Annotated in this window: 18 protein-coding genes and 1 tRNA gene; 16 read left to right on the forward strand and 3 right to left on the reverse strand. The window is 58.4% G+C overall.

From position 1 onward, the window contains the following. Positions 1 to 194: 194 nt before the first annotated feature. The 7 genes from B8V81_RS18790 (at position 195) to B8V81_RS18820 (ending at position 10,842) form a co-directional block, all read left to right on the forward strand. Positions 195 to 2,609, forward strand: coding sequence for a glycoside hydrolase family 95 protein (locus tag B8V81_RS18790; RefSeq protein ID WP_101808949.1), 2,415 nt, complete (start codon positions 195 to 197; stop codon positions 2,607 to 2,609). 50 nt (positions 2,610 to 2,659) lie between these two features. Beyond that, positions 2,660 to 4,360, forward strand: a complete 1,701-nt coding sequence (locus tag B8V81_RS18795; protein WP_101808950.1) for a sensor histidine kinase — start codon at positions 2,660 to 2,662, stop codon at positions 4,358 to 4,360. Between the two features lie 16 nt (positions 4,361 to 4,376). Next, positions 4,377 to 5,351, forward strand: a complete 975-nt coding sequence (locus B8V81_RS18800; protein WP_101808951.1) for a substrate-binding domain-containing protein — start codon at positions 4,377 to 4,379, stop codon at positions 5,349 to 5,351. 196 nt (positions 5,352 to 5,547) lie between these two features. Then, a complete protein-coding gene (locus B8V81_RS18805; protein ID WP_101808952.1) occupies positions 5,548 to 7,026 on the forward strand; it encodes a sugar ABC transporter ATP-binding protein in 1,479 nt (492 codons plus the stop codon). A gap of 117 nt (positions 7,027 to 7,143) precedes the next feature. Continuing rightward, complete coding sequence (locus B8V81_RS18810) at positions 7,144 to 8,034, forward strand: ABC transporter permease (RefSeq protein WP_228551403.1); 891 nt, start codon at positions 7,144 to 7,146, stop codon at positions 8,032 to 8,034. A gap of 124 nt (positions 8,035 to 8,158) precedes the next feature. Beyond that, entirely contained in the window at positions 8,159 to 9,130 is a 972-nt protein-coding gene (locus B8V81_RS18815) for an ABC transporter substrate-binding protein (protein ID WP_180968489.1), read from the forward strand. 104 nt (positions 9,131 to 9,234) lie between these two features. Beyond that, positions 9,235 to 10,842, forward strand: a complete 1,608-nt coding sequence (locus tag B8V81_RS18820; RefSeq protein ID WP_101808955.1) for a response regulator — start codon at positions 9,235 to 9,237, stop codon at positions 10,840 to 10,842. A 37-nt stretch (positions 10,843 to 10,879) separates the two neighbouring features. On the opposite strand, the gene B8V81_RS18825 is transcribed toward B8V81_RS18820, so the two are convergent. Further along, positions 10,880 to 11,755, reverse strand: coding sequence for an AraC family transcriptional regulator (locus tag B8V81_RS18825; protein ID WP_101808956.1), 876 nt, complete (start codon positions 11,753 to 11,755; stop codon positions 10,880 to 10,882). Positions 11,756 to 11,890: 135 nt separating this feature from the next. On the opposite strand from B8V81_RS18825, the gene B8V81_RS18830 reads away from it, so the two are divergent. From B8V81_RS18830 to B8V81_RS18855, 6 genes are all read left to right on the forward strand, one after another. Next, a complete protein-coding gene (locus B8V81_RS18830) occupies positions 11,891 to 13,372 on the forward strand; it encodes a tagaturonate reductase (protein ID WP_101808957.1) in 1,482 nt (493 codons plus the stop codon). Next, on the forward strand, positions 13,369 to 14,865 hold the full coding sequence (locus B8V81_RS18835; protein ID WP_028599560.1) for a UxaA family hydrolase: 1,497 nt from the start codon (positions 13,369 to 13,371) through the stop codon (positions 14,863 to 14,865). The genes B8V81_RS18830 and B8V81_RS18835 overlap by 4 nt, the downstream gene beginning before the upstream one ends. Before the next feature lie 36 nt (positions 14,866 to 14,901). Next, complete coding sequence (locus B8V81_RS18840) at positions 14,902 to 15,846, forward strand: aldo/keto reductase (RefSeq protein ID WP_028599561.1); 945 nt, start codon at positions 14,902 to 14,904, stop codon at positions 15,844 to 15,846. Positions 15,847 to 15,864: 18 nt separating this feature from the next. Beyond that, positions 15,865 to 16,881, forward strand: a complete 1,017-nt coding sequence (locus B8V81_RS18845; protein ID WP_028599562.1) for a zinc-binding alcohol dehydrogenase family protein — start codon at positions 15,865 to 15,867, stop codon at positions 16,879 to 16,881. Positions 16,882 to 16,931: 50 nt separating this feature from the next. Further along, positions 16,932 to 17,018 (forward strand) — tRNA-Leu (locus tag B8V81_RS18850). Positions 17,019 to 17,131: 113 nt separating this feature from the next. After that, on the forward strand, positions 17,132 to 17,581 hold the full coding sequence (locus tag B8V81_RS18855; protein WP_028599563.1) for a DUF1569 domain-containing protein: 450 nt from the start codon (positions 17,132 to 17,134) through the stop codon (positions 17,579 to 17,581). 113 nt (positions 17,582 to 17,694) lie between these two features. Here the strand turns inward: B8V81_RS18855 and B8V81_RS18860 are convergent, their stop codons facing one another. Beyond that, the gene (locus tag B8V81_RS18860) at positions 17,695 to 18,252 is read right to left on the reverse strand and encodes a helix-turn-helix domain-containing protein (RefSeq protein ID WP_028599564.1); all 558 of its coding nucleotides are present in this window, start codon (positions 18,250 to 18,252) and stop codon (positions 17,695 to 17,697) included. Between the two features lie 161 nt (positions 18,253 to 18,413). Between B8V81_RS18860 and B8V81_RS18865 the strand changes: the two genes are divergently transcribed. The 3 genes from B8V81_RS18865 to B8V81_RS18875 are packed head-to-tail and all read left to right on the forward strand — an operon-like array spanning position 18,414 to position 20,609. Further along, complete coding sequence (locus B8V81_RS18865; RefSeq protein WP_028599565.1) at positions 18,414 to 18,770, forward strand: cupin domain-containing protein; 357 nt, start codon at positions 18,414 to 18,416, stop codon at positions 18,768 to 18,770. Between the two features lie 54 nt (positions 18,771 to 18,824). Further along, positions 18,825 to 19,586: a sugar phosphate isomerase/epimerase family protein gene (locus B8V81_RS18870; protein ID WP_101808958.1), complete on the forward strand. Its 762-nt coding sequence runs from the start codon at positions 18,825 to 18,827 to the stop codon at positions 19,584 to 19,586. Between the two features lie 6 nt (positions 19,587 to 19,592). Then, positions 19,593 to 20,609 (forward strand): Gfo/Idh/MocA family protein, encoded by a 1,017-nt coding sequence (locus B8V81_RS18875; RefSeq protein WP_101808959.1) that lies wholly within the window; start codon positions 19,593 to 19,595, stop codon positions 20,607 to 20,609. A 110-nt stretch (positions 20,610 to 20,719) separates the two neighbouring features. On the opposite strand, the gene B8V81_RS18880 is transcribed toward B8V81_RS18875, so the two are convergent. Next, positions 20,720 to 21,634, reverse strand: a complete 915-nt coding sequence (locus tag B8V81_RS18880; protein WP_180968490.1) for an AraC family transcriptional regulator — start codon at positions 21,632 to 21,634, stop codon at positions 20,720 to 20,722. Positions 21,635 to 21,750 lie beyond the last annotated feature (116 nt).

Here is a 21,750-nt window from a genome sequence, read left to right on the forward strand (position 1 = left end):
CGACCCGGGCAGGCTTTTTTTCTTTTCATCTCCCGGTCGATGCCTTATGCTGGGAGCAATCCTGCTGACCGCAAGCGTTCTCATGCTCGTTCCCTGCGTTGCCGCCGGGATGGACGAGCAGCCTGCCATCGGCTTGAACACGCGGCGAGGATGCACCAATCGAAATCGACATGACATGGGAGGGTTTATCCACGATGAACATTCAATTCCATTCCCCCGCCGTCCATTGGGTCGAGGCGCTGCCCGTCGGCAATGGAAGGCTGGGCGCCATGATATTCGGCGGCATCGAGAAGGAACGGATCGCGCTCAACGAGGACACGCTCTGGTCCGGCTATCCGACGGACTGGAACAACCCGCGAGCGAAGGAAGCCTTGCCGGAAATCCGCGCCTTGATCGCTCAGGAAAGGCATGCGGAGGCGGATCGGCTCGCCCAGCAATGCTTGATGGGACCGTATACGCAGTCGTACTTGCCGTTCGGCGATCTGCTGCTCAGCATGGAGCATGGGCAGATCAGCTATGGCAGCTACGAGCGGAAGCTCGACCTCGCCCGCGGCATGGCGACGGTGCGGTATTCGATCGGAGGGGTGACGTACGAGCGCGAGGTGTTCGCCTCGCATCCCGACCAGGCGATTGTCGTCCGCCTGTCTGCCGATCGGGCAGGCGCGCTCAGCTTCCGGGCGCGCCTGGACAGCCCGCTGCGCCATGCGACGGCGGCGGACGAGGGAGATTTCACTTTGTTCGGCTTCGCGCCGGAGCATGTCTCGCCGAGCTATCACGATACCGAGCAGCCCGTCCGCTACGGCGCTGATGGCAAGAGCAAGGGGCTGTCGTTCCACGGCCGCCTGGCGGTCGAGCTGGAGGGCGGCACGCTGCGGGCGGACGGTGACGGGCTCCATGTCCAGGATGCGACATCGGCTACGCTGCTGTTCAGCGCGGCGACTTCATTCCATCCGCGCCTGGGAGCGAGGGACGAGGCGATCCGGCCGGAGCGGATTACGCTGGAGACGCTGCGGCAGGCGCGCGTCCGCCGCTACGAGGAGCTGCGGCAGCGTCATGCGGAGGACCACTCGCGGCTGTTCGACCGCGTCTCGCTCCATCTGGGCGGCAGCAAGGCGCCGGACTCGCTGCCGACGGATCGGCGGATCGCTGACTACGGGGCGGACGATCCGGGACTGGTCGAGCTGCTGTTCCATTATGGACGCTATCTGCTGATCGCCAGCTCGCGTCCGGGCAGCCAGCCGGCCAATCTGCAAGGCATCTGGAACGAGGAGACGCGGGCGCCGTGGAGCTGCAACTTCACGCTCAACATCAACGCGGAGATGAACTACTGGGCTGCCGAAAGCTGCAACCTGGCCGAGCTTCACGAGCCGCTGCTCGACTATATCGGCCGGCTGGCGGCCAATGGCGCCAAGACGGCCGAGGTCAATTACGGAGCGCGAGGCTGGGTGGCGCATCACAACTCGGATCTATGGGCGCAGACGGCTCCCGTCGGCGACTATGGCCGAGGGGACCCGGTCTGGACGATGTGGCCGATGGGAGGCGTGTGGCTGACCCAGCATCTGTGGGAGCATTACGCCTTCAGCTCGGATGCGGAATTCCTGAGGAAGCGCGCCTACCCGATCATGAAGGAGGCGGCGCTGTTCGCGCTCGACTGGCTCGTCGAAAACGAGCACGGCCAGCTCATCACCTCGCCGTCCACCTCGCCGGAGCATAAATTCGTGCTCGCGGGGCAAAAGCATGCCGTCACCGAATCGGCGACGATGGATCTGATGCTGATCGCGGAGCTGTTCGAAAATTGCCAGCTCGCGGCGGCGGAGCTGGGGCTGGACGAGGAGTTCGCGCACACCCTCGAGCAGGCCCGGAAAAAGCTGCATCCGATCCGGATCGGCGACCGAGGCCGCTTGCAGGAATGGAGCCGCGACTATAAGGACGAGGACCCGCATCATCGGCATGTATCCCATCTCGTTGGAGTTTATCCGGGCAGGATCGTGACGAAGGGCAGCGTTCCGGAGCAGTTCGAGGCCGCAAGGACGTCGCTCGACATCCGGGGCGACGGCGGCACAGGATGGAGCCTGGGCTGGAAAATCGGGCTGTGGGCAAGGTTCAAGGACGGCGACCGGGCGTTTCGGCTCATCTCGAACCTGCTGCGGCTGGTGCGTCCGAACGAGCCGACCGAATACGAGGGCGGCGGCGTGTATGCGAATCTGTTCGACGCGCATCCGCCGTTCCAGATCGACGGCAATTTCGCGGCTACGGCCGGCATCGCGGAGCTGCTGCTGCAGTCTCATGAAGGACGGATCGAGCTGCTGCCGGCATTGCCGCAGGCGTGGCCGCAAGGCTCGGTCCGCGGCTTGCGGGCGAGAGGCGGCTTCGAGGTCGGCATGGCCTGGCGTGCCGGCCGCTTGACGGAGGCGGAGCTGCGCTCCGACGCCGGCAGCGCTTGCGCGATCGTCAGCTGCCAGCCGTTCGAAGTGCGGGACGAGGACGGCGGCAAGGTCGAAGCGAAGACGGATGCTGCCGGAGCGGTTGTCTTTTCGACGCGGGCGGGAGCGGTTTATCGGCTTGTCTTTCGGGGAGGAAAGGAAGAGGCGGCTTCGGACGGAGCATGATCTTCGACAGGTAGACGCGTTCTAGCATAGCGGGAGGGGACCGGCGCCGCATGAAGTTCCGCAACTTCAGATCGATCCAGATGCAGATCCTGACGAATATCGGGCTGATGATCATCGGCTTGATCATCGTGCTGGACAGCGTGTTTTATTATTTATCGGTACAGGTCATCACCCGCGAGGCCAAGGCCTCGGCCAGCCAGATCACGGCTCAGATCGGCCGGAACATCGACTACTATGTGAACTACATGCAGGACATCTCGTCGATCATCCGGTATTCCTCCGCCAAGGAAGGCGACGTGCTGGTGAAGACGATTCCCCAGACGCGCAGCGATATCGTGACGATCGTGCTGCTGAACCGGAATGAGATCCTGCTGGCCGACAAAGACGATTATCAGATCAAAGGGAATACGGATGTCGCCAGCCTGGACTGGTATCGGCAAGCGGTCGAGGCTGGAGGCGAGCCCGTGCTGTCCTCCTCCCATGTGCAGAACTTCATCGTCGACCAGTATCCGTGGGTCGTCTCCTTGAGCAGCGCCATCTACGACGAGCAGGATCAGTTCGTCGGCGTGCTGCTGATCGACATGAACTACAAGGTGTTCACGGATCTATGCAGCAACGTGGAGATCGGGGAGCGCGGCTACTTGTTCCTCATGGACAGCCGAGGCGAGATGGTCTATCATCCCAGCCAGCAGCTCATCCATTCCAACGTCAAAAAAGAAGATACGGCCCGCCTTCTTCAGACCGAGAACGGCAGCTTCAACGACAAGCAGGATGGCGTCAGCCGCATCGTCACGGTCCAAAGCCTGCAGTCGATCGACTGGAAGGTCGTCGGCGTGACCTATATGGACGATATATTGATTCAAAAAGAAGTGCTCATGAAGATCATGGTGCTCCTCACGCTCGTCTGCCTGATCGTCGCGACGGTCATATCGATCAAGGTCTCCTCGAATCTGTCCGGGCCGCTGTCCCAGCTGGAGAAGATGATGAAGCGCGTGGAGAAGGGCGACCTCGATCTGGACATCCGCGTATCCGGCAGGAACGAGGTCGCCCATCTGGCCCATACGTTCTCGATCATGGTGCGCCGGATCAAAAGCCTGCTGCTGAAGATCGAAGAGGATCAATCGGAGCTGCGGAAAAGCGAGCTGAAGACGCTTTATGCCCAGATCAATCCGCATTTCCTGTACAATTCCTTGGATACGATCATCTGGACCGCGGAGCAGGGCGAGCATCAGAAGGTCGTCAGGATGACGTCGGCGCTGTCGAAATATTTCCGCCTCAGCCTGAGCAGGGGCCATGACATCATCCCGGTCTATCAGGAGATCGAGCATATCAAATATTATCTCGTCATCCAGAAAATCCGCTACGAGAGCAAGCTGGAGTACGAGATCGGGATCGACCAAGACCTCTACTCGTACAAGATGCTGAAGACGCTGCTGCAGCCTCTCGTCGAGAACGCCTTGTATCATGGCATCAAGAACAAGCCCGGCGGCGGAAAGATATGGATCTCCGGCAAGCGGAGCGGGGACAGGCTCACCCTGCAGGTGCGGGACGACGGCGTCGGCATGAGCAAGGAGAAGCTGGCGAGGCTGCTCATCTTCAAGGAGGACGAGCCGCTCACGAGCGGCGGCGTAGCGATCATCAACGTGCATCAGCGAATCCAGCTGAGCTACGGCTTGTCGTACGGACTTCAGTTTGAGAGCGTTCCAGGCGAAGGCACGACCGTCACGGTCTTCCTGCCGATCGTGGAATAGCGGAGGTGGACTTCGGATGCGGATGAAAGTCAAGAAAAGCCTGTTCGCTGCCGCTTGCGCGGCCATCCTGCTAGGCGGGCTGCTCGCTCTGAGCGGATCCGTGTTCGATTCGCCGAAGAGGCCGGTGATCTACATGATCGTCAAGGTGGACCGCGAGGATTATGAATTCTGGAGGCTCATCCGGGCCGGCGCCCAAGCCGCGGCGAAGGAGCATGGCTGCGACTTCGTCTTCTGGGGACCGAAATACGAGAACGACGCGCAGGAGCAGATCGAGCTCGTCAAGCGCGCCATCGAAAAGAAGCCGGACGCGATCATCATATCCGCCGTCGATCAGTATTTGCTGAGCGATGCGGCGAAGCAGGTGGCCGATCACGGCATCAAGCTGCTGCTGCTCGACTCGGACATCCACTCGGACGTCAGCAGGAGCTTCATTACGACTGACAATGCAGCGGCCGCCGTCGATCTGGGCCATCATCTGCTGGACCGGCTCCGGGCCGGGGGGGAGATCGGCATCGTCAGCTCGACGATGAACGCGACGACGGCCATCGACCGCGAGAAAGGCTTCAAGGAGGCGGTGGAGGCTTCTGCGGACAGCCGCGCATCGATCGCGTTCAAGGAGTACAGCCAGGAGAATGTCGACAAGAGCTACCATCTGACCAAGGAGCTCCTGCGGAAAAATCCGAACGTGACCGGCCTCTACGGCGTCAATCAGCAGGCGCTCGAGGGCATTGCGATCGCGGTTCGCGAGCTGGGCGTCCAGGACCGGATCAGCGTCGTCGGCTTCGACAGCTCGCGGCTGATCATCAAGGGGCTCGAGGACGGGATCATTCAGGCCATCGTCGTTCAAAAGCCGTTCAACATGGGATATGCCAGCATCATATCCGCTCTGAAGGACAAGAGCGAAACGATCCTTACCGGCTACGAGCTCATTACGAAAGAGACGATGTACTCGCCGCAAAACGAAAAGCTGCTCTTCCCGTTCGCAGAATAGCTTCGCCAGTCGCCATCATGCAACACCTTCCGGCAGCAATCCGGAGGGTGTTTTTTTTAGAGATTTTTATATATTCATCATAGATTTCTTTATTATGCAATTCTGCCGCGAGACCTATAATCGAAGGAGCAGGAGACAGGGCAGCAGGACGACTAAAAGCAAAACGGTGGTGAAGAGCTTGACGGAGCTGTTGCGAATGAATGGAATCGTAAAGTCGTTTCCCGGAGTGAAAGCGTTGTCAGGGGTAGATCTCGAGCTGCAGAGCGGCGAGCTGCACGCCTTGATCGGCGAGAACGGGGCGGGGAAATCGACGCTGATGAAAATTCTGGCCGGCGTCTATAAAAAAGACGAGGGCCGGATCTTCATCAAGGGCGAGGAGGTCGTCGACCTTGATCCGGATTCAGCGCAAAAACGAGGGATAAGCATTATATTCCAGGAATTCAATTTATTCTCGGATCTTACGATTGCGGAAAATATATTCATCCGCAGAGAACCGAAACACGCTCTTTTCAACTTCGTGATCGACGACCGCGAGCTGAAAAGAAAGACGCGCGAAGTGCTCGACATGCTGGACCTGAAGCTCGACCCGGATCAACAGGTCGGAAGGCTCAGCGTCGCCGAGCAGCAGATGGTCGAGATCGCCAAGGCGCTGTCGATGGACGCGCAGATTCTCGTCATGGATGAGCCGACGGCGGCGTTGACGGAATCGGAGATCAAGGAGCTGTTCAAGGTCATCCGCAACCTGAAGAAAAACGGCGTCGGCATCATCTACATCTCCCATCGTCTCGAAGAGCTGAACGAGATCTGCGATCGCGTCACGATCCTCAGAGACGGCAGCTACATCAAGACGGAGCGCTTCCAGGACATGACGATGAACAGCTTGATCTCCTCCATGGTGGGGAGGGACCTGAGCGAAAAGTTCCCGCCGAAGCCGCACACGAAGGCCGACCGGTCGGAGGTGCTGCTCCAGGTCAACAAGATCCGCAGAGGCACGAAGCTGGATGTGGAGGACCTGAAGCTCTACAAGGGCGAGATTCTCGGCATCTACGGGCTGATGGGATCGGGCAGGACGGAGCTGGCGCGAGCGATTTTCGGAGCGGATCGAGTCGATCAGTTCGATGTCCGCATCTTCGGAGAGCCGATGAAGGTCAGGGCTCCGTACGATGCGATCGCCTACGGGCTGGCCTACTTGACCGAAGACCGCAAAAAGGACGGCCTGGCGCTCGATCTGTCGATCGAGTACAACATCACGCTTCCGAGCCTCGAGAAAATAACGAGCGTCGGCGTGGTGAGCGATAGGAAAGCGGCGCTGACTTCCGAGAAATACGTCCAGGATCTGCGCGTGAAGACGCCGTCCATTCATCAGCTGGCCAAAAACCTGAGCGGCGGCAACCAGCAGAAGGTGATCATCGGCAAATGGCTGGCGAAGCAGTCCCGGATCGTCATCTTCGACGAGCCGACGCGCGGCATCGACGTGGGAGCGAAGTACGAGGTGTACGAGCTGATGTACCGGCTCGTGCAGGAGGGCATCGGCGTGATCATGATTTCTTCGGAGCTTCCGGAGATCATCGGCATCAGCGACCGCGTCGTCATCATGAGGGAAGGCCGCGTGACAGGAGAACTGGATGCGGAGGACTTGACGGAGGTCGGCATCCTGTCTCACGCCATCCATTAATTATCGACAAAGGAAGTGGAAGCATTGGACGGGCAAACCGTAGCAATGAAAAGATCGGCGACGGATTACACACGGAAAGTCTTGCATAAATTCGGGATTCTGCTTGGACTGCTTGTCATGAGCCTCGTCTTCTCCATTCTTTCGGATCATTTCTTCACCGTCGACAACCTGTTGACGATCGCGCTGCAGACGTCGGTCATCGGCATCCTGGCCATCGCGCAGACGTATGTCATCATCACGTCGGGCATCGACTTGTCCGTCGGCTCGATCCTGGCGGTCTCCGGGGTCGTCACAGGCAAGCTGATGGTCGCGGGAACGCCGATCTGGCTGGCGATCGTCGCCGGCATCCTGATCGGGGCCGTATGCGGATGGATCAACGGACTCGTCATCGCCAAGCTGAACATCGCGCCGTTCATCGCCACCTTGGGCATGATGAGCATCGCCAGGGGCGTCGCCTACGTCATCACGGGAGCGATGCCGGTATCGGGCTTGCCGGAGGAGTTCTACTTCATCGGCGGCGGGAGCATCGGCCGGATTCCGATCCCGATGATCGAGATGTTCGTGCTGGCGATCGTCTTCGGGTTCATCCTGCGCAAGAGCCGGTTCGGACGCTACGTGTACTGCCTCGGCAGCAACGAGGACGCAGCGGTGCTCTCGGGCATCAACGTCCAGAAGACGAAAATCTGGGTGTATGTCATCTCCGGCTCGCTGGCCGCTTTCGCCGGCATCATGATGGCTTCCCGGCTCGTCTCCGCCCAGTCGACGGCAGGCACCGGCTACGAGCTGGACGCCATTGCCGCCGCCATCATCGGAGGAACGAGCCCGGCGGGCGGATCCGGGAAGATCCGGGAGACGATCATCGGGGCCTTCATCATCGGCATCCTGCGCAACGGCTTGAACCTGCTCAACGTCAATGCATTCTGGCAGCAGATTGCCATCGGCGCGGTCATCATCATCGCCGTCTACATGGATACGCTTCGCCGCAGAAAAGGCCACGCCCTCGCTTGATCGGAGGCGGCGCCGCTCGAGACGGTTTCAAATGGAATTTTCCATAAAAATAGATGGACCTATCTAAGGAGGAAGAAATGTGAAGCCGATTAAAAAGGTTGCAGCTCTTATGGTGGCAGCATGCTTGGTCGCATTTGCGGCGGGATGCGGAAATTCGGGCAGCTCCGGCAACGGCGCGGCGGAAAATGCAAGCGGCGGCGGCAATGCGGCCGGCGGCGACAAGCAGAAGAAAATTGCCGTCATCGTCAAATCGACCGATGCTCCGTACTGGCAGACGGTCAAAAAGGGAGCCGAGGAAGAAGCGAAAAAGAACGGCGTCGACATGTACTTCACCGGCGCCGCCGGCGGCGAGACGGATATCAACGGCCAAGTGAACCTGGTCGAGACGGCCATCAACCAGAAGGTGGACGGAATCGTACTCGCTCCTTCCGATTCGGACGCGCTCGTGCCGGCCGTCGACAAGGCGTCCAAGGCGGGCATTCCCGTCGTCATCATCGACTCCGGCATCAATACCGAAAACTACCTGAGCTATGCGACGACGAACAACGAGGACGCCGCCTACCAGGTCGGCAAAAAGCTCGCGGAAATGGTCGGCGGCAAAGGAACGGTCGCCATTCTCGGCTTCCAGCCGGGAGCAGGCTCCAATACGGCAAGGGAAAACGGCTTCAAGAAAGCGATCGCCGAGCATCCCGACATGAAGATCGTCACGACCCAGTACAGCCAGAGCGACAAGACGAAAGCGCTCTCCGTCACGCAGGACATCCTTACCGCCCATCCGGATCTGACCGCTCTCTTCGCCGCCAACGAGCCTAGCGTCGTCGGCGCGGGCCGTGCCTTCAAGGAAAAGAACGTCACGGGAACGATCCTCGTCGGCTTCGACTCCTCCGACGACGTCATTCCGCTGCTGAAGGATGGAATCATCAAGGCCGTAGCCGTGCAGATGCCGTATACGATGGGGGTCGAAGGCATCAAGCAGCTCGTGAATTCGTTCAGCGGAGCCGAGGTGACGAAAAGCATCGACACGGGCACGACGCTCGTGGCGACGGACAATATGGAAGATCCGGCTTCGCAAGCGGCCCTCTATCCGTTGAAGTAGCAAGCAGAGTATAATCGTGAAAAAAGCCGGAAGCCAGGGGATGGATCATCCCCTGGTTCGTTTGTTAGCTGGCTGTGAATCTGGATCCTGAAGGTGGAGTTGCCTTGTACAAGATCGTAATCGTCGACGATGAGAATATCGTCCGGGAAGGGATGCGGAAACAAATCGACTGGCCCTCGCTCGGTCTTGAATACGCAGGAGGCGCGCAGGACGGCATCGAAGGATTCGAGCTCATCCAGCGCGTTCGGCCGGACATTGCAATCGTGGATATCAACATGCCTCAGGTCAACGGACTGGAGCTTGTCCGAATGCTGAAAGACGCCGGAAACGACTGCGAGATCATTGTCGTGACCGGCTACGACGATTTCGCCTATGTGAGGGAATCGCTGCGGCTTCATGTAAGCGACTACATTTTGAAGCCGTTGACCAAGGACGAGTCGATCGAGATTTTGACGACTGTCGTGGCCGGACTGGATAAAAAAAGAGAAAAGCAGCTTGAATACGAGGCGTTGAACGAAAAGGTGAACGAAAGCCTGCCCTACATGCGGAGCCGCTATTTGAACGGCCTGATTTATGAAAGCCTGTACATCGACAGCGAAGCGATCGCGAAGATGAGCTTCAACGAAGCGTGCCAGTGGCACGGCATCTGCCTGCTCGATTACGATCGCGTTCTGGGCGGGAGCGCCTCGATTCATCCGGATGAACGGAAGCTGACGAATTTTGCTTTGTACAATCTCGTATCGGAGCTGCTCCAGAACCGGGAGGACTGCAGCGTCTTCCGCACGGACGAAAATGAAATCGCGATTGTTTTTTCCTATCTGGATGAAAGCAAGCAGGCGGCGGTCCTGAAGACGAAGGCCTCTATCGCCGAGCTGAAAAAGGCCGGCGGGCAATATTTGAAGATTACGATTTCCGCCGGGGTGGGAAGCTTCGTCAAGTCGCTCCGAGAGCTGTCCAAATCGTATGTCATCGCGAAAAAAGCGATTGAGTATAAATTCTTCATCGGCAACGACGTCATCGTCGACGGGGATCGCGTCGAGCAGAGCTCCACGGATTTTACAGGCGGCCTGGCGACCATCCGCAGCTCGGTGCTGCAGGCTGTCGGAGCGCGCGAGGACAAGCGGGTCGCGCGCGAGCTGGAAAGCTTTTACGACTACATGATCCTGCAGAAATTCGACAAGCAGGTGTGCGTCGATGAATGGATCAAGCTCGTCGCCATGATGCTGCAGAAATTCATCGACATGAATGTGAGCGTCGAGGCCATGTTCGGAAGGGAGGTCCCGGTGTCCGAGACGCTGCGGCAGATCAAGAGCTTGCTCAACATCAAGCAGTGGGTGCATGAGCTGTATTTGAAGTGCAGCGCCCATATCGAGGCCCATGCGAAGAGCAACAGCGTCTATGTGGCCCGGATCAAGGAATATGTCGCGCAAAACTACGCCGATCCGGAGCTGGCGATGCAGGACCTGTCCCGGCATGTCCATCTCAGCCTCAGCTATATCAGCGCGCTGTTCAAAAATGAAATCGGCCGCACCTATATTGAATACGTGACGGAATACCGCATGCAGAAAGCGGCTGAGCTGCTGCGCAATACGACGCTGAAAACCTATGAAATCGCGCAGCAGGTCGGATTCTCGGAGCCGGGCTACTTCAGCAGCGTGTTCAAGAAGATCTTCAACGAGTCGCCGTCGAGCTACCGCAGCTGGAGCCAGTAGCGTCGAGCCGCGGCCTCTGCGTCTCGGCTGAATCGGTTCATTCCTTCGGCTCAAGCCGGCTCTGCAGGCGGTAGCCGCGCGGGGTCATGCCCGTCAGCTTTTTGAACGCCTGGTAAAAATGCGGCAGACCGAGGAAGCCGCAGTCATTGGCGATCGCCTCTACGTTGTCGTCCGTGGAGAGCAGCCGTTCCTTGGCGGCGACGAGCCGCTTGGCGCCGACATAGTCCGTCACGTTCATGCCGGTCATCTGCTTGAACACGCGTGAAAAGTGAGGCGCGCTGACGCAGGCGGCAGAGGCCAGCTCCTTGAGGCCGCCGCAGCGGACCGGATCGAGGTCGATCGTCCGCAGCGCGTCATGGACCCATTTCGGACCGGGCAGGAGGTCGCTGCGGGGGGCTTCCTCATGCATCGGCAGCCGGCTGAGCGCAAGCAGAAGCTGCTGCAGATGAAGCTTGACCGCATGGCGATAGCCGGCGGCTGCCGTCTGGAGCTCGCCTGCGATCGCCTCGATGGCCGCTTCTACGGCCAGCCGCGCCGGCTGCGTCAGCTCGGCCTTGTGCTGCTTGCTTTTGCGGGCCCGTTCGAAGCAGCGGAGCGGATGATGGCCGTCGTCGAGCGATTCGGCATGGACGAGGGAGGGAGCGAAAAACAAAGCCGTCGATACGATCGGGTCGCCGGAAGAAGGAAACGCGCGATGGACGGTGTTGCCGGGGATGAGGAACAAGTCCCCGGCTTTTTTTTCGTACAGGGAGCCGTCGATGAAAAAGGTGCCTTGGCCGTCATGGACATAGACGAGCTCATACAGATCGTGCAGATGGTCGGGAAGCTCGGTCTCGTAGCGGCGGACGCCTTGAAGAACGAGCTCGAACGGAAAGACAGGATCCAGTTGAAAGGGCTTGCGAAACGGCTGCACGGGAAACCTCCTCCATGTCCTCATCGTTCGTTCAATATATCAAAATAGAGAATGTTAAAGCAATTACAGGTTATGTTTATAATCCATTTTATCTTATAAAATGAAGGCAAGCGAACAAAAAGGAGGCGCTATGCGATGGCGTCGTTACTTACCGAAACGCTGTTGGCCGCAGCGGAAGACGGCCGCTTTACAAGCGCTGGTTCCGACCCGGTGCGGGTGCTGCAGGTTGGAGAAGGCAACTTCCTGCGCGGTTTTGTGGACTGGATGCTCGATGGCTGCCGTAATCAAGGACTTTTCCCTGGCAGCGTCGCGGTCGTGCAGCCCCGCCGATCGGGGAAGCGCAAGATCGAGAAGCTGGCTGCGCAGGACGGACTGTTCACCCTCGTCATCCGCGGCCTGGAGGGAGGCGAGCGGATCGAGCGCCGGAGCGTCGTCTCCGTATTCTCCAACGTGCTGGATCCTTACGAGGAGTGGGCGTCGTTCCTCGCGCTGGCGGATGGCGCCGAGCTCCGATTCGTCGTATCCAATACGACCGAAGCGGGGCTCGCCTACCGCTCCGAGCCGATGGTTCCGGGCGAGGCGCCGGAGTCGTTCCCAGCCAAGATGACGCTGCTGCTGCTGCGCCGCTACGAGACGTTCGCGGGGGCGCCGGACAAGGGGCTGATCTTCCTGCCGTGCGAGCTGCTCGAGCGCAACGGCGACCGGCTGCGGGAAGGCGTGCTGCGGCATGCCGAGGAATGGGGCCTGCCGGAGGCTTTTCAAGCCTGGGTGCGGGAGCACAACCGGTTCCTGAGCACGCTCGTCGATCGGATCGTGACCGGATACCCGGATGCCGAGGAGGCGGAGCGCTGGTTCGAGCGCTGGGGCTATCGCGACGAGCTGCTGACGACGGGCGAGCCTTACCATCTGTGGGCGATCGAGGCCGAGCCGGAGCTGGATGAGGAGCTTCCCCTGCGCCAGGCCGGCTTCAACGTCCACTGGACGCCCGATCTCAAGCCGTTCCAGCAGCGCAAGGTGCGGATTCTGAACGGAGCCCATACGCTCATGACTCCGCTCGGCCTGCTGCATGGCGTGGAGCATGTGCGCGAGCTGATGGAGCATCCCGAGCTGGGGAGCTTCGTCCGGAATACGGTCGAAGCGGAGATCATTCCGTCGCTGCCGGAGCCGGCGGAGGCGATGAAGGCCTATGCGGCGGAAGTTTACGAGAGGTACTTGAATCCGCATCTCCGCCACCGGCTCTCGGATATCGCCATGAACAGCATCAGCAAGGCCAAGGCGCGCTTGCTGCCGTCGATGGCTTATTACGCCGAGAAGGGCGAGCCTGTGCCGGCTGGACTGGCCCTAGGCTTCGCCGCCCTGCTGCGGTATTACCGCGTAGAACGGATCGGCGACGGCTATGAGGGCCGGAGCTTCGCCGGAGAGCCGTATCGGGTCGCCGACGATGCCGAGCTGCTGGGCCGGATCGAGCAGGCGTGGTCGGCCGACTGCGGGGAGCGGGAGAAGGTTCGCCGGCTGCTGGCCGACGAGACGGTATGGGGAATCGATCTGTCGGCCTGGAAGGGCCTGGCGGAAGCCGTCGCCGATCATCTGGCGGGATGGGAGCGGAAGGAAGCATGAACAGCTGGATCAGGCTTGCCGAAAAGGATTCGGCCATCGTAGCGCTGCAGCCGTTCCAAGCCGGAGACTCCATCATCTTGGAGGATGGAACGGCATTGACGCTGCTGGACGACGTGCCCAAGGGGCACAAGATTCTGACGCGGGCGGCTCGCGCGGGCGAGGACGTCGTCAAGTACGGCTATTCGATCGGCAAAGCCGTCTGCGACATCGCGCCGGGCTCGTGGGTGCACACGCATAATCTGCGCACCGGGCTGCAAGGGATCAAGGAAGATTACGGCTATGCGCCGGCGGCCGCCATCGCACCGGCCGAGCGGCCGACAGGCCGCATGTTTCAGGGATACCTGCGCTCCGACGGGCAGGTCGGCATCCGCAACGAGATCTGGATCATCAATACGGTCGGCTGCATCAACCGGACCTGCGAGACGCTCGCGCGGCGGGCGACCGCGGCCTTTGGCGGCCGCATCGACGGCGTGCATCATTTCGCGCATCCGTTCGGCTGCTCGCAGCTCGGCGACGACCTCGTCCATACGCAAAGGCTGCTGGCCGCGCTCGTGAACCATCCCAATGCGGCGGCCGTGCTCGTCGCCGGGCTCGGCTGCGAGAACAACCAGATCGATTCGTTCAAGCAGGCGATCGGGCCGCATGATCCCGACCGCATCAAATTCATGAAGCTGCAGGACGAAGAAGACGAGCTCGAGGCCGGCATGGCCTTGCTCTCCGAGCTGGCCGACTACGCCGAGCGCTTCAAGCGCGAGCCGGTGCCGGTCTCCAAGCTGAAGCTCGGCCTCAAATGCGGAGGGTCGGACGGGCTGTCCGGAATTACCGCCAACCCGCTCGTCGGAGCCGTCGCCGATCGGCTGGCGCAGGAGGGCGGAACGGCGATCCTGACGGAGGTGCCCGAGATGTTCGGCGCCGAGACGATTTTGATGAACCGGGCGGCCGACGAGCAGATTTTCCAAGGCATCGTACATCTCGTCAACGACTTCAAGAACTACTTCATCCGGCATGGGCAGGAGGTCTATGAGAATCCTTCTCCCGGCAACAAAGCCGGCGGCATCAGCACGCTGGAGGAGAAGTCGCTCGGATGCACGCAGAAGGGCGGCCAGGTCGCCGTCACCGACGTCTTGCCGTACGGCGGCCGGGCGAGCCGGCCGGGGCTTGCCCTGCTGGAGGCGCCTGGCAACGATCTCGTCTCGGTGACGGCGCTGTCGGCGAGCGGCGCCCATATCGTCCTGTTCACGACAGGCCGAGGGACTCCGTTCGGCGGACCGGTGCCGACCGTCAAGCTCTCCTCGAACAGCGAGCTGGCCGCGCGCAAAAAAAACTGGATCGACTTCAATGCGGGCCGCCTGCTTGAGGATGCCACGATGGACCAGCTCGCCGACGAGCTGTGGAATTATGTGATCGCGCTCGCCTCGGGCGAGCGGCAGACGAACAATGAGCGCAACGACTTCCGGGAGATCGCGATCTTCAAGGACGGCGTCATCCTCTAGCGTCATCCCACTCTTCTTTCAAGGAGCGAACCGAACGTGAACTACAGGAAACTCGGCAGCACCGGACTCGACGTCTCCGTGCTGAGCTTCGGCGCCTCGTCGCTGGGCTCGGTATTCCGGACTACGGACGAGAGCGAAAGCATCCGCACCGTCCGCGAAGCGCTGGACTGCGGCATCAATTATATCGACGTATCGCCTTATTACGGCTTGACCAAGGCGGAGACCGTGCTCGGCAAAGCGATTCGCGACGTTCCTCGCGACAGCTTCTACTTGTCGACCAAAGCCGGCCGCTACGGCGAGAACGAATTCGACTTCTCGTCGAAGCGGATCGCCGCCAGCCTGGAGGAAAGCCTGCAGCGGCTGAATACCGACCATGTGGACCTCTTCTTCCTGCATGACATCGAATTCGTGGAGCCGGCCGTCATCCTTGAAGAAGCGATGCCGACGCTCCAGCGGCTGAAGCAGGAGGGCAAGATCCGCCATGCCGGCATCTGCGGCCTGCCGCTTGAGCTGTTCCGCCAGATGCTGCCGCAGATCGAGGTCGATGCGATCATCTCGTACTGCCATTACTCGCTGAACGACTCCACGCTGCTCGAGCTGCTGCCGCTGCTCTCGGCTCGTCAGGTCGGGCTGGTGAACGCTTCTCCGCTCTCGATGGGACTGCTCGGCACGCGCGGCGCGCCGGACTGGCATCCGGCCGGCAGCGAGCTGAAGGCGGCCTGCAAGCGCGCCGCCGAGCTGTGCGCCTCCAAAGGAACGGAGATCGCAAAGCTGGCGATCCAGTATTCCGTCGCCAACGAGAGCATCCCGACTACGCTCGTAAGCACGGCCAACCCGGACAACATCCGCCGCAATGCCGGCTGGGCGGAAGAGGAGCTCGACACGGAGCTGCTGCAGGAAGTGCTGGACGTCCTGGCGCCCGTGCAAGGACAGACCTGGCCTAGCGGCCTGCCGGAATACAACCGGAGCTTGAATGTGTAAGCGAGAGGAGCTTGGACGATGAAAGGAATCCGTTGCGAGCAAGCGGAAAAGCTGGCGCTGGTCGAGCTGCCGGAGCCGGCATGCGGGCCGGGCGAGGCGATCGTGGCGGTCAAGCGGATCGGCATCTGCGGCACCGACCTGCATGCCTACAAAGGAAACCAGCCGTTCTTCGACTATCCGCGCATCCTCGGGCATGAGCTGTCCGGCGTGATCGAGCGGGTCGACGATCCGGCCTCAGGCCTGCGAGCCGGCGATCCCGTCAGCATCATCCCTTACCTGCACTGCGGCCGCTGCATCGCCTGCCGCAGCGGCAAGACGAACTGCTGCACGGCGATGAAGGTGCTCGGCGTCCATGCGGACGGCGGGATGCGCGAGCGCATCGCCGTGCCGACGAGCCATCTGCTGAAGGCGTCCGGCCTCACTCTCGACGAGGCGGCCGTGGTCGAGCCGCTGAGCATCGGCGCCCATGCGGTGCGCCGCTCGGAGCTGCGCGCGGGCGAGACCGCGCTCGTCATCGGCGCGGGGCCGATCGGCCTCGGCGTGATGGCGTTCGCCAAGCAGCGGGGCGCGCGCGTCATCGTGATGGACTTGAGCGAGCAGCGGCTTGCTTTTTGCAGCCAGTGGGCCAAGGTCCATCATACGGTCAAGGCGTCGCCGGAAGCCGCGGCCGAGCTGGCGAGCATCACGGACGGCGACTATCCGACGGCTGTATTCGATGCGACGGGCCACGCCGGCTCGATGGCAAGCGCCTTCCGCTATGTCGCGCATGGCGGCCGGCTCGTCTATGTGGGCTTGGTGAAGGGGGACATCGCCTTCAACGATCCCGAATTCCACAAGCGCGAGATGACGCTGATGGGCAGCCGCAACGCGACCAAGGAGGATTTCCTCCATGTGATGGATGTCGTGCGCGGCGGATCGCTCGACATCGACGCCTACGTCACCCACCGGGCAGCCTTCGACGAGACAGTCGACCGGTTCGAGGGATGGCTGGATCCCGCCTCGCAGGTCATCAAGGCGATGGTGGAAATCCGCTGATTTTTGTTGACTTTAGGATACGGCCGCGGTATATTATTCCTTGTGATTACGCGGTCATGGCGGAATTGGCAGACGCGCTAGATTCAGGTTCTAGTGTCAGCAATGACGTGGAGGTTCAAGTCCTCTTGACCGCACCATCCTTTCAATCGACCCCTTCCTTTCGGAAGGGATTTTTTTATTTTTTTGTTTCAAGATACGGGACAATGTGAAATACTGTAAACCAGCCTATAGAAATGAATGAGGTGGAATCATGGAAAGCATCTACAGCCCGGTGCATTCAGCGAATATATTGAATCGGATCGACAAGTTAAGCCCGCATGCAGCGCCCCAGTGGGGAACGATGAATGCGGCTCAGATGCTGGCTCACTGCTCGGCGTTCCAAGACATCCCGATGGGGAATTCCTTTCCCCCGAGATACTGGCTGGGGAAAGTGATTGGCAGGTTCGTAAACCGTATTTTTTATAATGACAAGCCGGCACCGCACAATATGTCGACCATTCCAACGATACGGATTGCAGATGAGAGAGATTTTGAGACGGAAAAGGAAAAGCTGAAGCAAATGATTGTCGTTTTCCAAAGGAATGGCCCGGAGAAATGTTCCTCTCATCCGCATCCTTTCTTTGGGAAATTCACGCCCGAGCAATGGGGGATAGGGGTTTATAAACATCTGGACCATCATTTAAGGCAATTTGGCGTTTAGTCAGAGAGTCATGAAGCAGGGGCATTTCTCGGCGGCGTCGTAACCCCGAGAAATGCCCCTCTTTTTTTGGCCTAGCTAGGCTCCCCATATTCCATCCGTTTGGAAAGGAAAGGCTACTTCTTGTCGTCCGTTTTTTGAGTGAAAATCGCGAGATAGGTGACCTCGTCGGTAATCGGAATCAGCAGATGCTTCTCTAGCGAATTGAAATAGATCGAATCTCCAGGCAGCATGGTGTATTGAGTAGCGCCGACTTGATAGTTCATTTCTCCCTTGATCATATAAATGAACTCTTCTCCTTCATGCGTAAACCCATGCTGCTTGACGTTCCCTTTTTTGGCGGTAATCAAATAGGGCTGAATCAGCTTGTCCCTTCTTTCGCCGGCAAAAGCGAAAAAGGAATAGCCTTTATTCGTCTCGACCCATTTCTCCTGGTCCTCGTATTGCTTGACGCTATTGTATACTGTCGTTTGAGCGCTTTGTTCCTCCAGCAGATCGGACACTCGAACTCCAAGCGAGGCAGCGATCTTGATCAGCGTCGATACAGGCGGATTGGATTGTCCATTTTCAATTTTGGATAAAAGGCTTTTCGTAAATCCGCATGACTTGGCGATTTCCTCTTGAGTTCGTTTTTGTTCCTGTCGGATGTACCGGATTCGGCTTCCGATATTCATGGATTCTCTCTCCTTATCGACGTTCGCTTCCATCATCATATCATAAACTAAACTCCGGAGAAGTTCATTCAATAAAGTTGTTGATAATTCAACCATGTTGAATTATCATAAACACAGATTCAACTTCACATCCTGCCAGCTGCAAAAGAGGAGAGTGCCGAATGATCCAGCCATCGGATTTGAACGAAGAGAAGCATGTGCTCGACATGGGATGGGGTAAAATCGCCTGGTTGTATGGCAAAGAAATTGATCCGGACGGTCAAATGACGTTCGGCGTGGTGTACATTGAAGCGGGGCAGGAGAATGGACGTCATATCCATCCGAACTGCGAAGAAATCATTTATGTATTGTCCGGGGAATGCGACCATTCGTTGGGAGATGAAATCGTTCATTTGAAGCCGGGCATGGCGCTTCGGATTCCGCAAGGCGTGCCGCATCACGCCAAAGTAACGAGCTGGGAGCCATGCAAAATGATCATCGCCTATTCGTCGGTAGACAGGCAGACGATCGGAGAGTAAACGGAACACGGCTGTGAGGCCGATGAAGCCGATCAGGAAGGGAGGAAAGGACGCATGACGTACAACTTTGCCTTTTCAAGGCCTACGGCAACCTCCGAGGAGGAACAGCTGCTCGTTCACGGCTATCAAAAGGCCGGCTATAGCGGGCTGCAGCTGAAGCCGAGTCAGTACGCTCCTTATTTGCTTGAGCCTGAATCATTCAGGAGCCGTTGGGGACAACCCGCCGGCATCGCTGCTGCGCTCATCGCGGGGGGCACTCTATTAAACGATGACAGCAGGGAGCAATTGCGCCAGGTGTATAAGTTTGCTGCGCATGTTGATTCAGAGATGATCGTTTATTGCCATGCGGTGCCGAGGCAGCAAGTGACGAACGAGAACATCGCGACATTCGCCGCCGTTTTTGAAGAAATGGGCAAAGAGGCGGAGCAGCATGGCCTGCGGCTCTCCTTGCACCACCATTATGACCAGCCGCTCATGCATCGGGAGGACTTTGATCTCTTTTTTGACAGGATCAAGAATCCCGCTCATGTCGGATTGACGATCGATACCGCTCATCTAGTCAAATCGGGTGTAGACGATATCGCGGAGGTCATTCGCACGTTTGCTCCCTTTATAACGAATTTCCATATGAAAGATTTTGCCAAAGGTCATTTTGAGATATTAGGGCACGGAGAGATTGATTTCTCCCCCGTGTTTCAAGCCATTCAGGATATCCGTTACTCCGGCTGGATCTCCGCAGACGAGGAAAGCGGCGGGGAAATTGCGACCGGAATGAAAGAATGCCTCAAGTTCATGAAACTAGGATTAGGAGCGTGAGCCCGAGTGAAGAAGTTCAAGGTAGGTTTTGTGGGCGCAGGAGCAGTGACGCGAATGCATTTGAAAGGCTACTCCGCTCATCCGGATCGGATTGAGGTCGTTGCCATTTGCGATCCGAGCGAGTCGAATGTTCAAGAACGAGCCGATGAATTTAACATTCCGGGCAGGTACACGGATGTGGAAACGATGATCAAGGAAGCAGGCATCGAGGCTGCTGTCGTCTGCACGCCTTCGACGATCCGTGAAAGCGTCATCACGCCGCTGCTTGAAGCAGGAATTCCGGTTTTTGTCGAAAAGCCGTTCGCCGACACGCTTGAGGAAGCAAAGTCGATCGCGGAACAAGCCAAGCGGTTGAAGGTTCCCGTGTCCGTCAACCAAAACTTCCGAAAGCACCACAAATTCGAGTTTATCCGGGGACTGATCAAAGAGGGGGCGATAGGGAAGCTGGAGGGAATTCATTTTTCGTCCTTATTCTTTCGTCAAGATACAGGCTGGAGAATCCATACCGAACGACATGCGATGTCCGTCATGTCGATTCATTGGTTTGACGGAATACGAAGAATGGCCGATGCCGATGCAAGCTCCATCTACTGTACGTCCTATAGCTCGGAGGCGATTGATTGCATCGGCGAAACCGATGCGACGGTGCAGATCGTGTTCGACAACGGCGTGAATGCGAATTTCTCCCAAAGCTTTTCCAGCGCGTTCTGCAGGGATGACCTTGTGGTGTTGGGAAGCGAAGCCGCATTAAGGCCCACGGGGAATGAGATTCACTTGCTCAAGCCCGATCCTTCCGGTCAGCCTAATTGGAACCCAACCCCCGTTCAAACCTGGAAGTATGCCATGCCTATTGAAGAAGCGGTGTTTGATGGATTAAATCAGTTGCTGGAATGGATTGAAACCGGAGAAGAGGCCTCGAACAGCGCCTACGATAATTTGCATACGGTTTCATTGCTGGAAGGAGCCTATTTGTCTGCCCGTGAAAAACGGATCGTTCATTTCCAAGATGGACTTTTAAGCTAAGGGCTGCCCTGCGCATGATGGCCGTCTCTATGAATAATCGAGCTCCTGGACCCGTTCAAGCGGCAGCTCAGGAGCTTTTTTCGTTTTAGGATAATGGGGATCGGTTTCCGCTACCAGCTGCGATTCCGGGCAAACAAGCCTGGAGCAAGCCCGGTATATTTCTTGAACACCTTCGAGAAATAGTAGACGTCCTTGAACCCGCATTTTTCGGCTATTTCGGAGATGCTGCCCGATCCGTCATAAAGCATCTGCTTGGCTTTTGAAATTCGCACTTCATTTAAATACGCCAAAATCGTCGTGCCGGTCGTCCGTTTGAACAGGCGGTTCAAATGATCGAAATTGCACTTGTATCGTTCCTCGAGGCTCGCTCCGCTGATGGGCAAGGAATAGTCCTGTTGAAAATAGGCCAGCAGATCATGGATCATTCGAGTGGAGCGGGTCTTCGCGATGGAATGCTCGTTGAAAAGGAAGCTGGCCGTCAGCTCCCGGGACAATGTGATCAGCAGCTCCAATAAAACCATTCCGGACATCGACTGAAAATGCTCCAGACGGTTATGATGGACCTCTCTCAGCTTATGGAGGAGGCTTACGGCCGTGCCGGTCGGCTTGGAGGAGAAGGTTTTTGGAAGGACGAGCTTCGATGAAGAGGGCTTGTCGGCATCGCATTCATGCGTTTTCAAGGCGGTCAAGCGATCGGCGATCAAGGCATGCTTGAGCTCATCCACGGCTTCCGTCCGCTCTTCCATGTCGCCGTGCCTGAAGTGGATATAAAAATAGGTGCAGGGGGCAGATTTCGTCCCCCAATGCTCCCGCTGCGGATCGAGGAGCAGAAAGTCATTCGGCTTGAGCACGAAGCGGCGGTCTTCCTCATTCAAATGCATCTCGCCGGCCAGCACATAGTACAAAATGAATTCCTCGGTTTTTCTCCGAATATGAAGATGCGGGGGAGCTACGGATACCTTCTCCATAAAGAGCACTCGCGGCAGCTGGCTGCTGTCCATTCGATAATGCAGCAGGGTCTTCATTTTTGTATCGACTCCCGGCATCGCTTGATGCGGCTAGGGATGCATCCGCATCATAGTCGTTATGGTGTAAAAGCGATCTCGGTTCATTATGGCCCATCCCTTCTGCCATTTCAATT

The sequence above is a fragment of the Paenibacillus pasadenensis genome (assembly GCF_002864175.1).
In the GTDB taxonomy this organism is placed as follows: Bacteria; Bacillota; Bacilli; order Paenibacillales; family Paenibacillaceae; genus Paenibacillus_O; species Paenibacillus_O pasadenensis.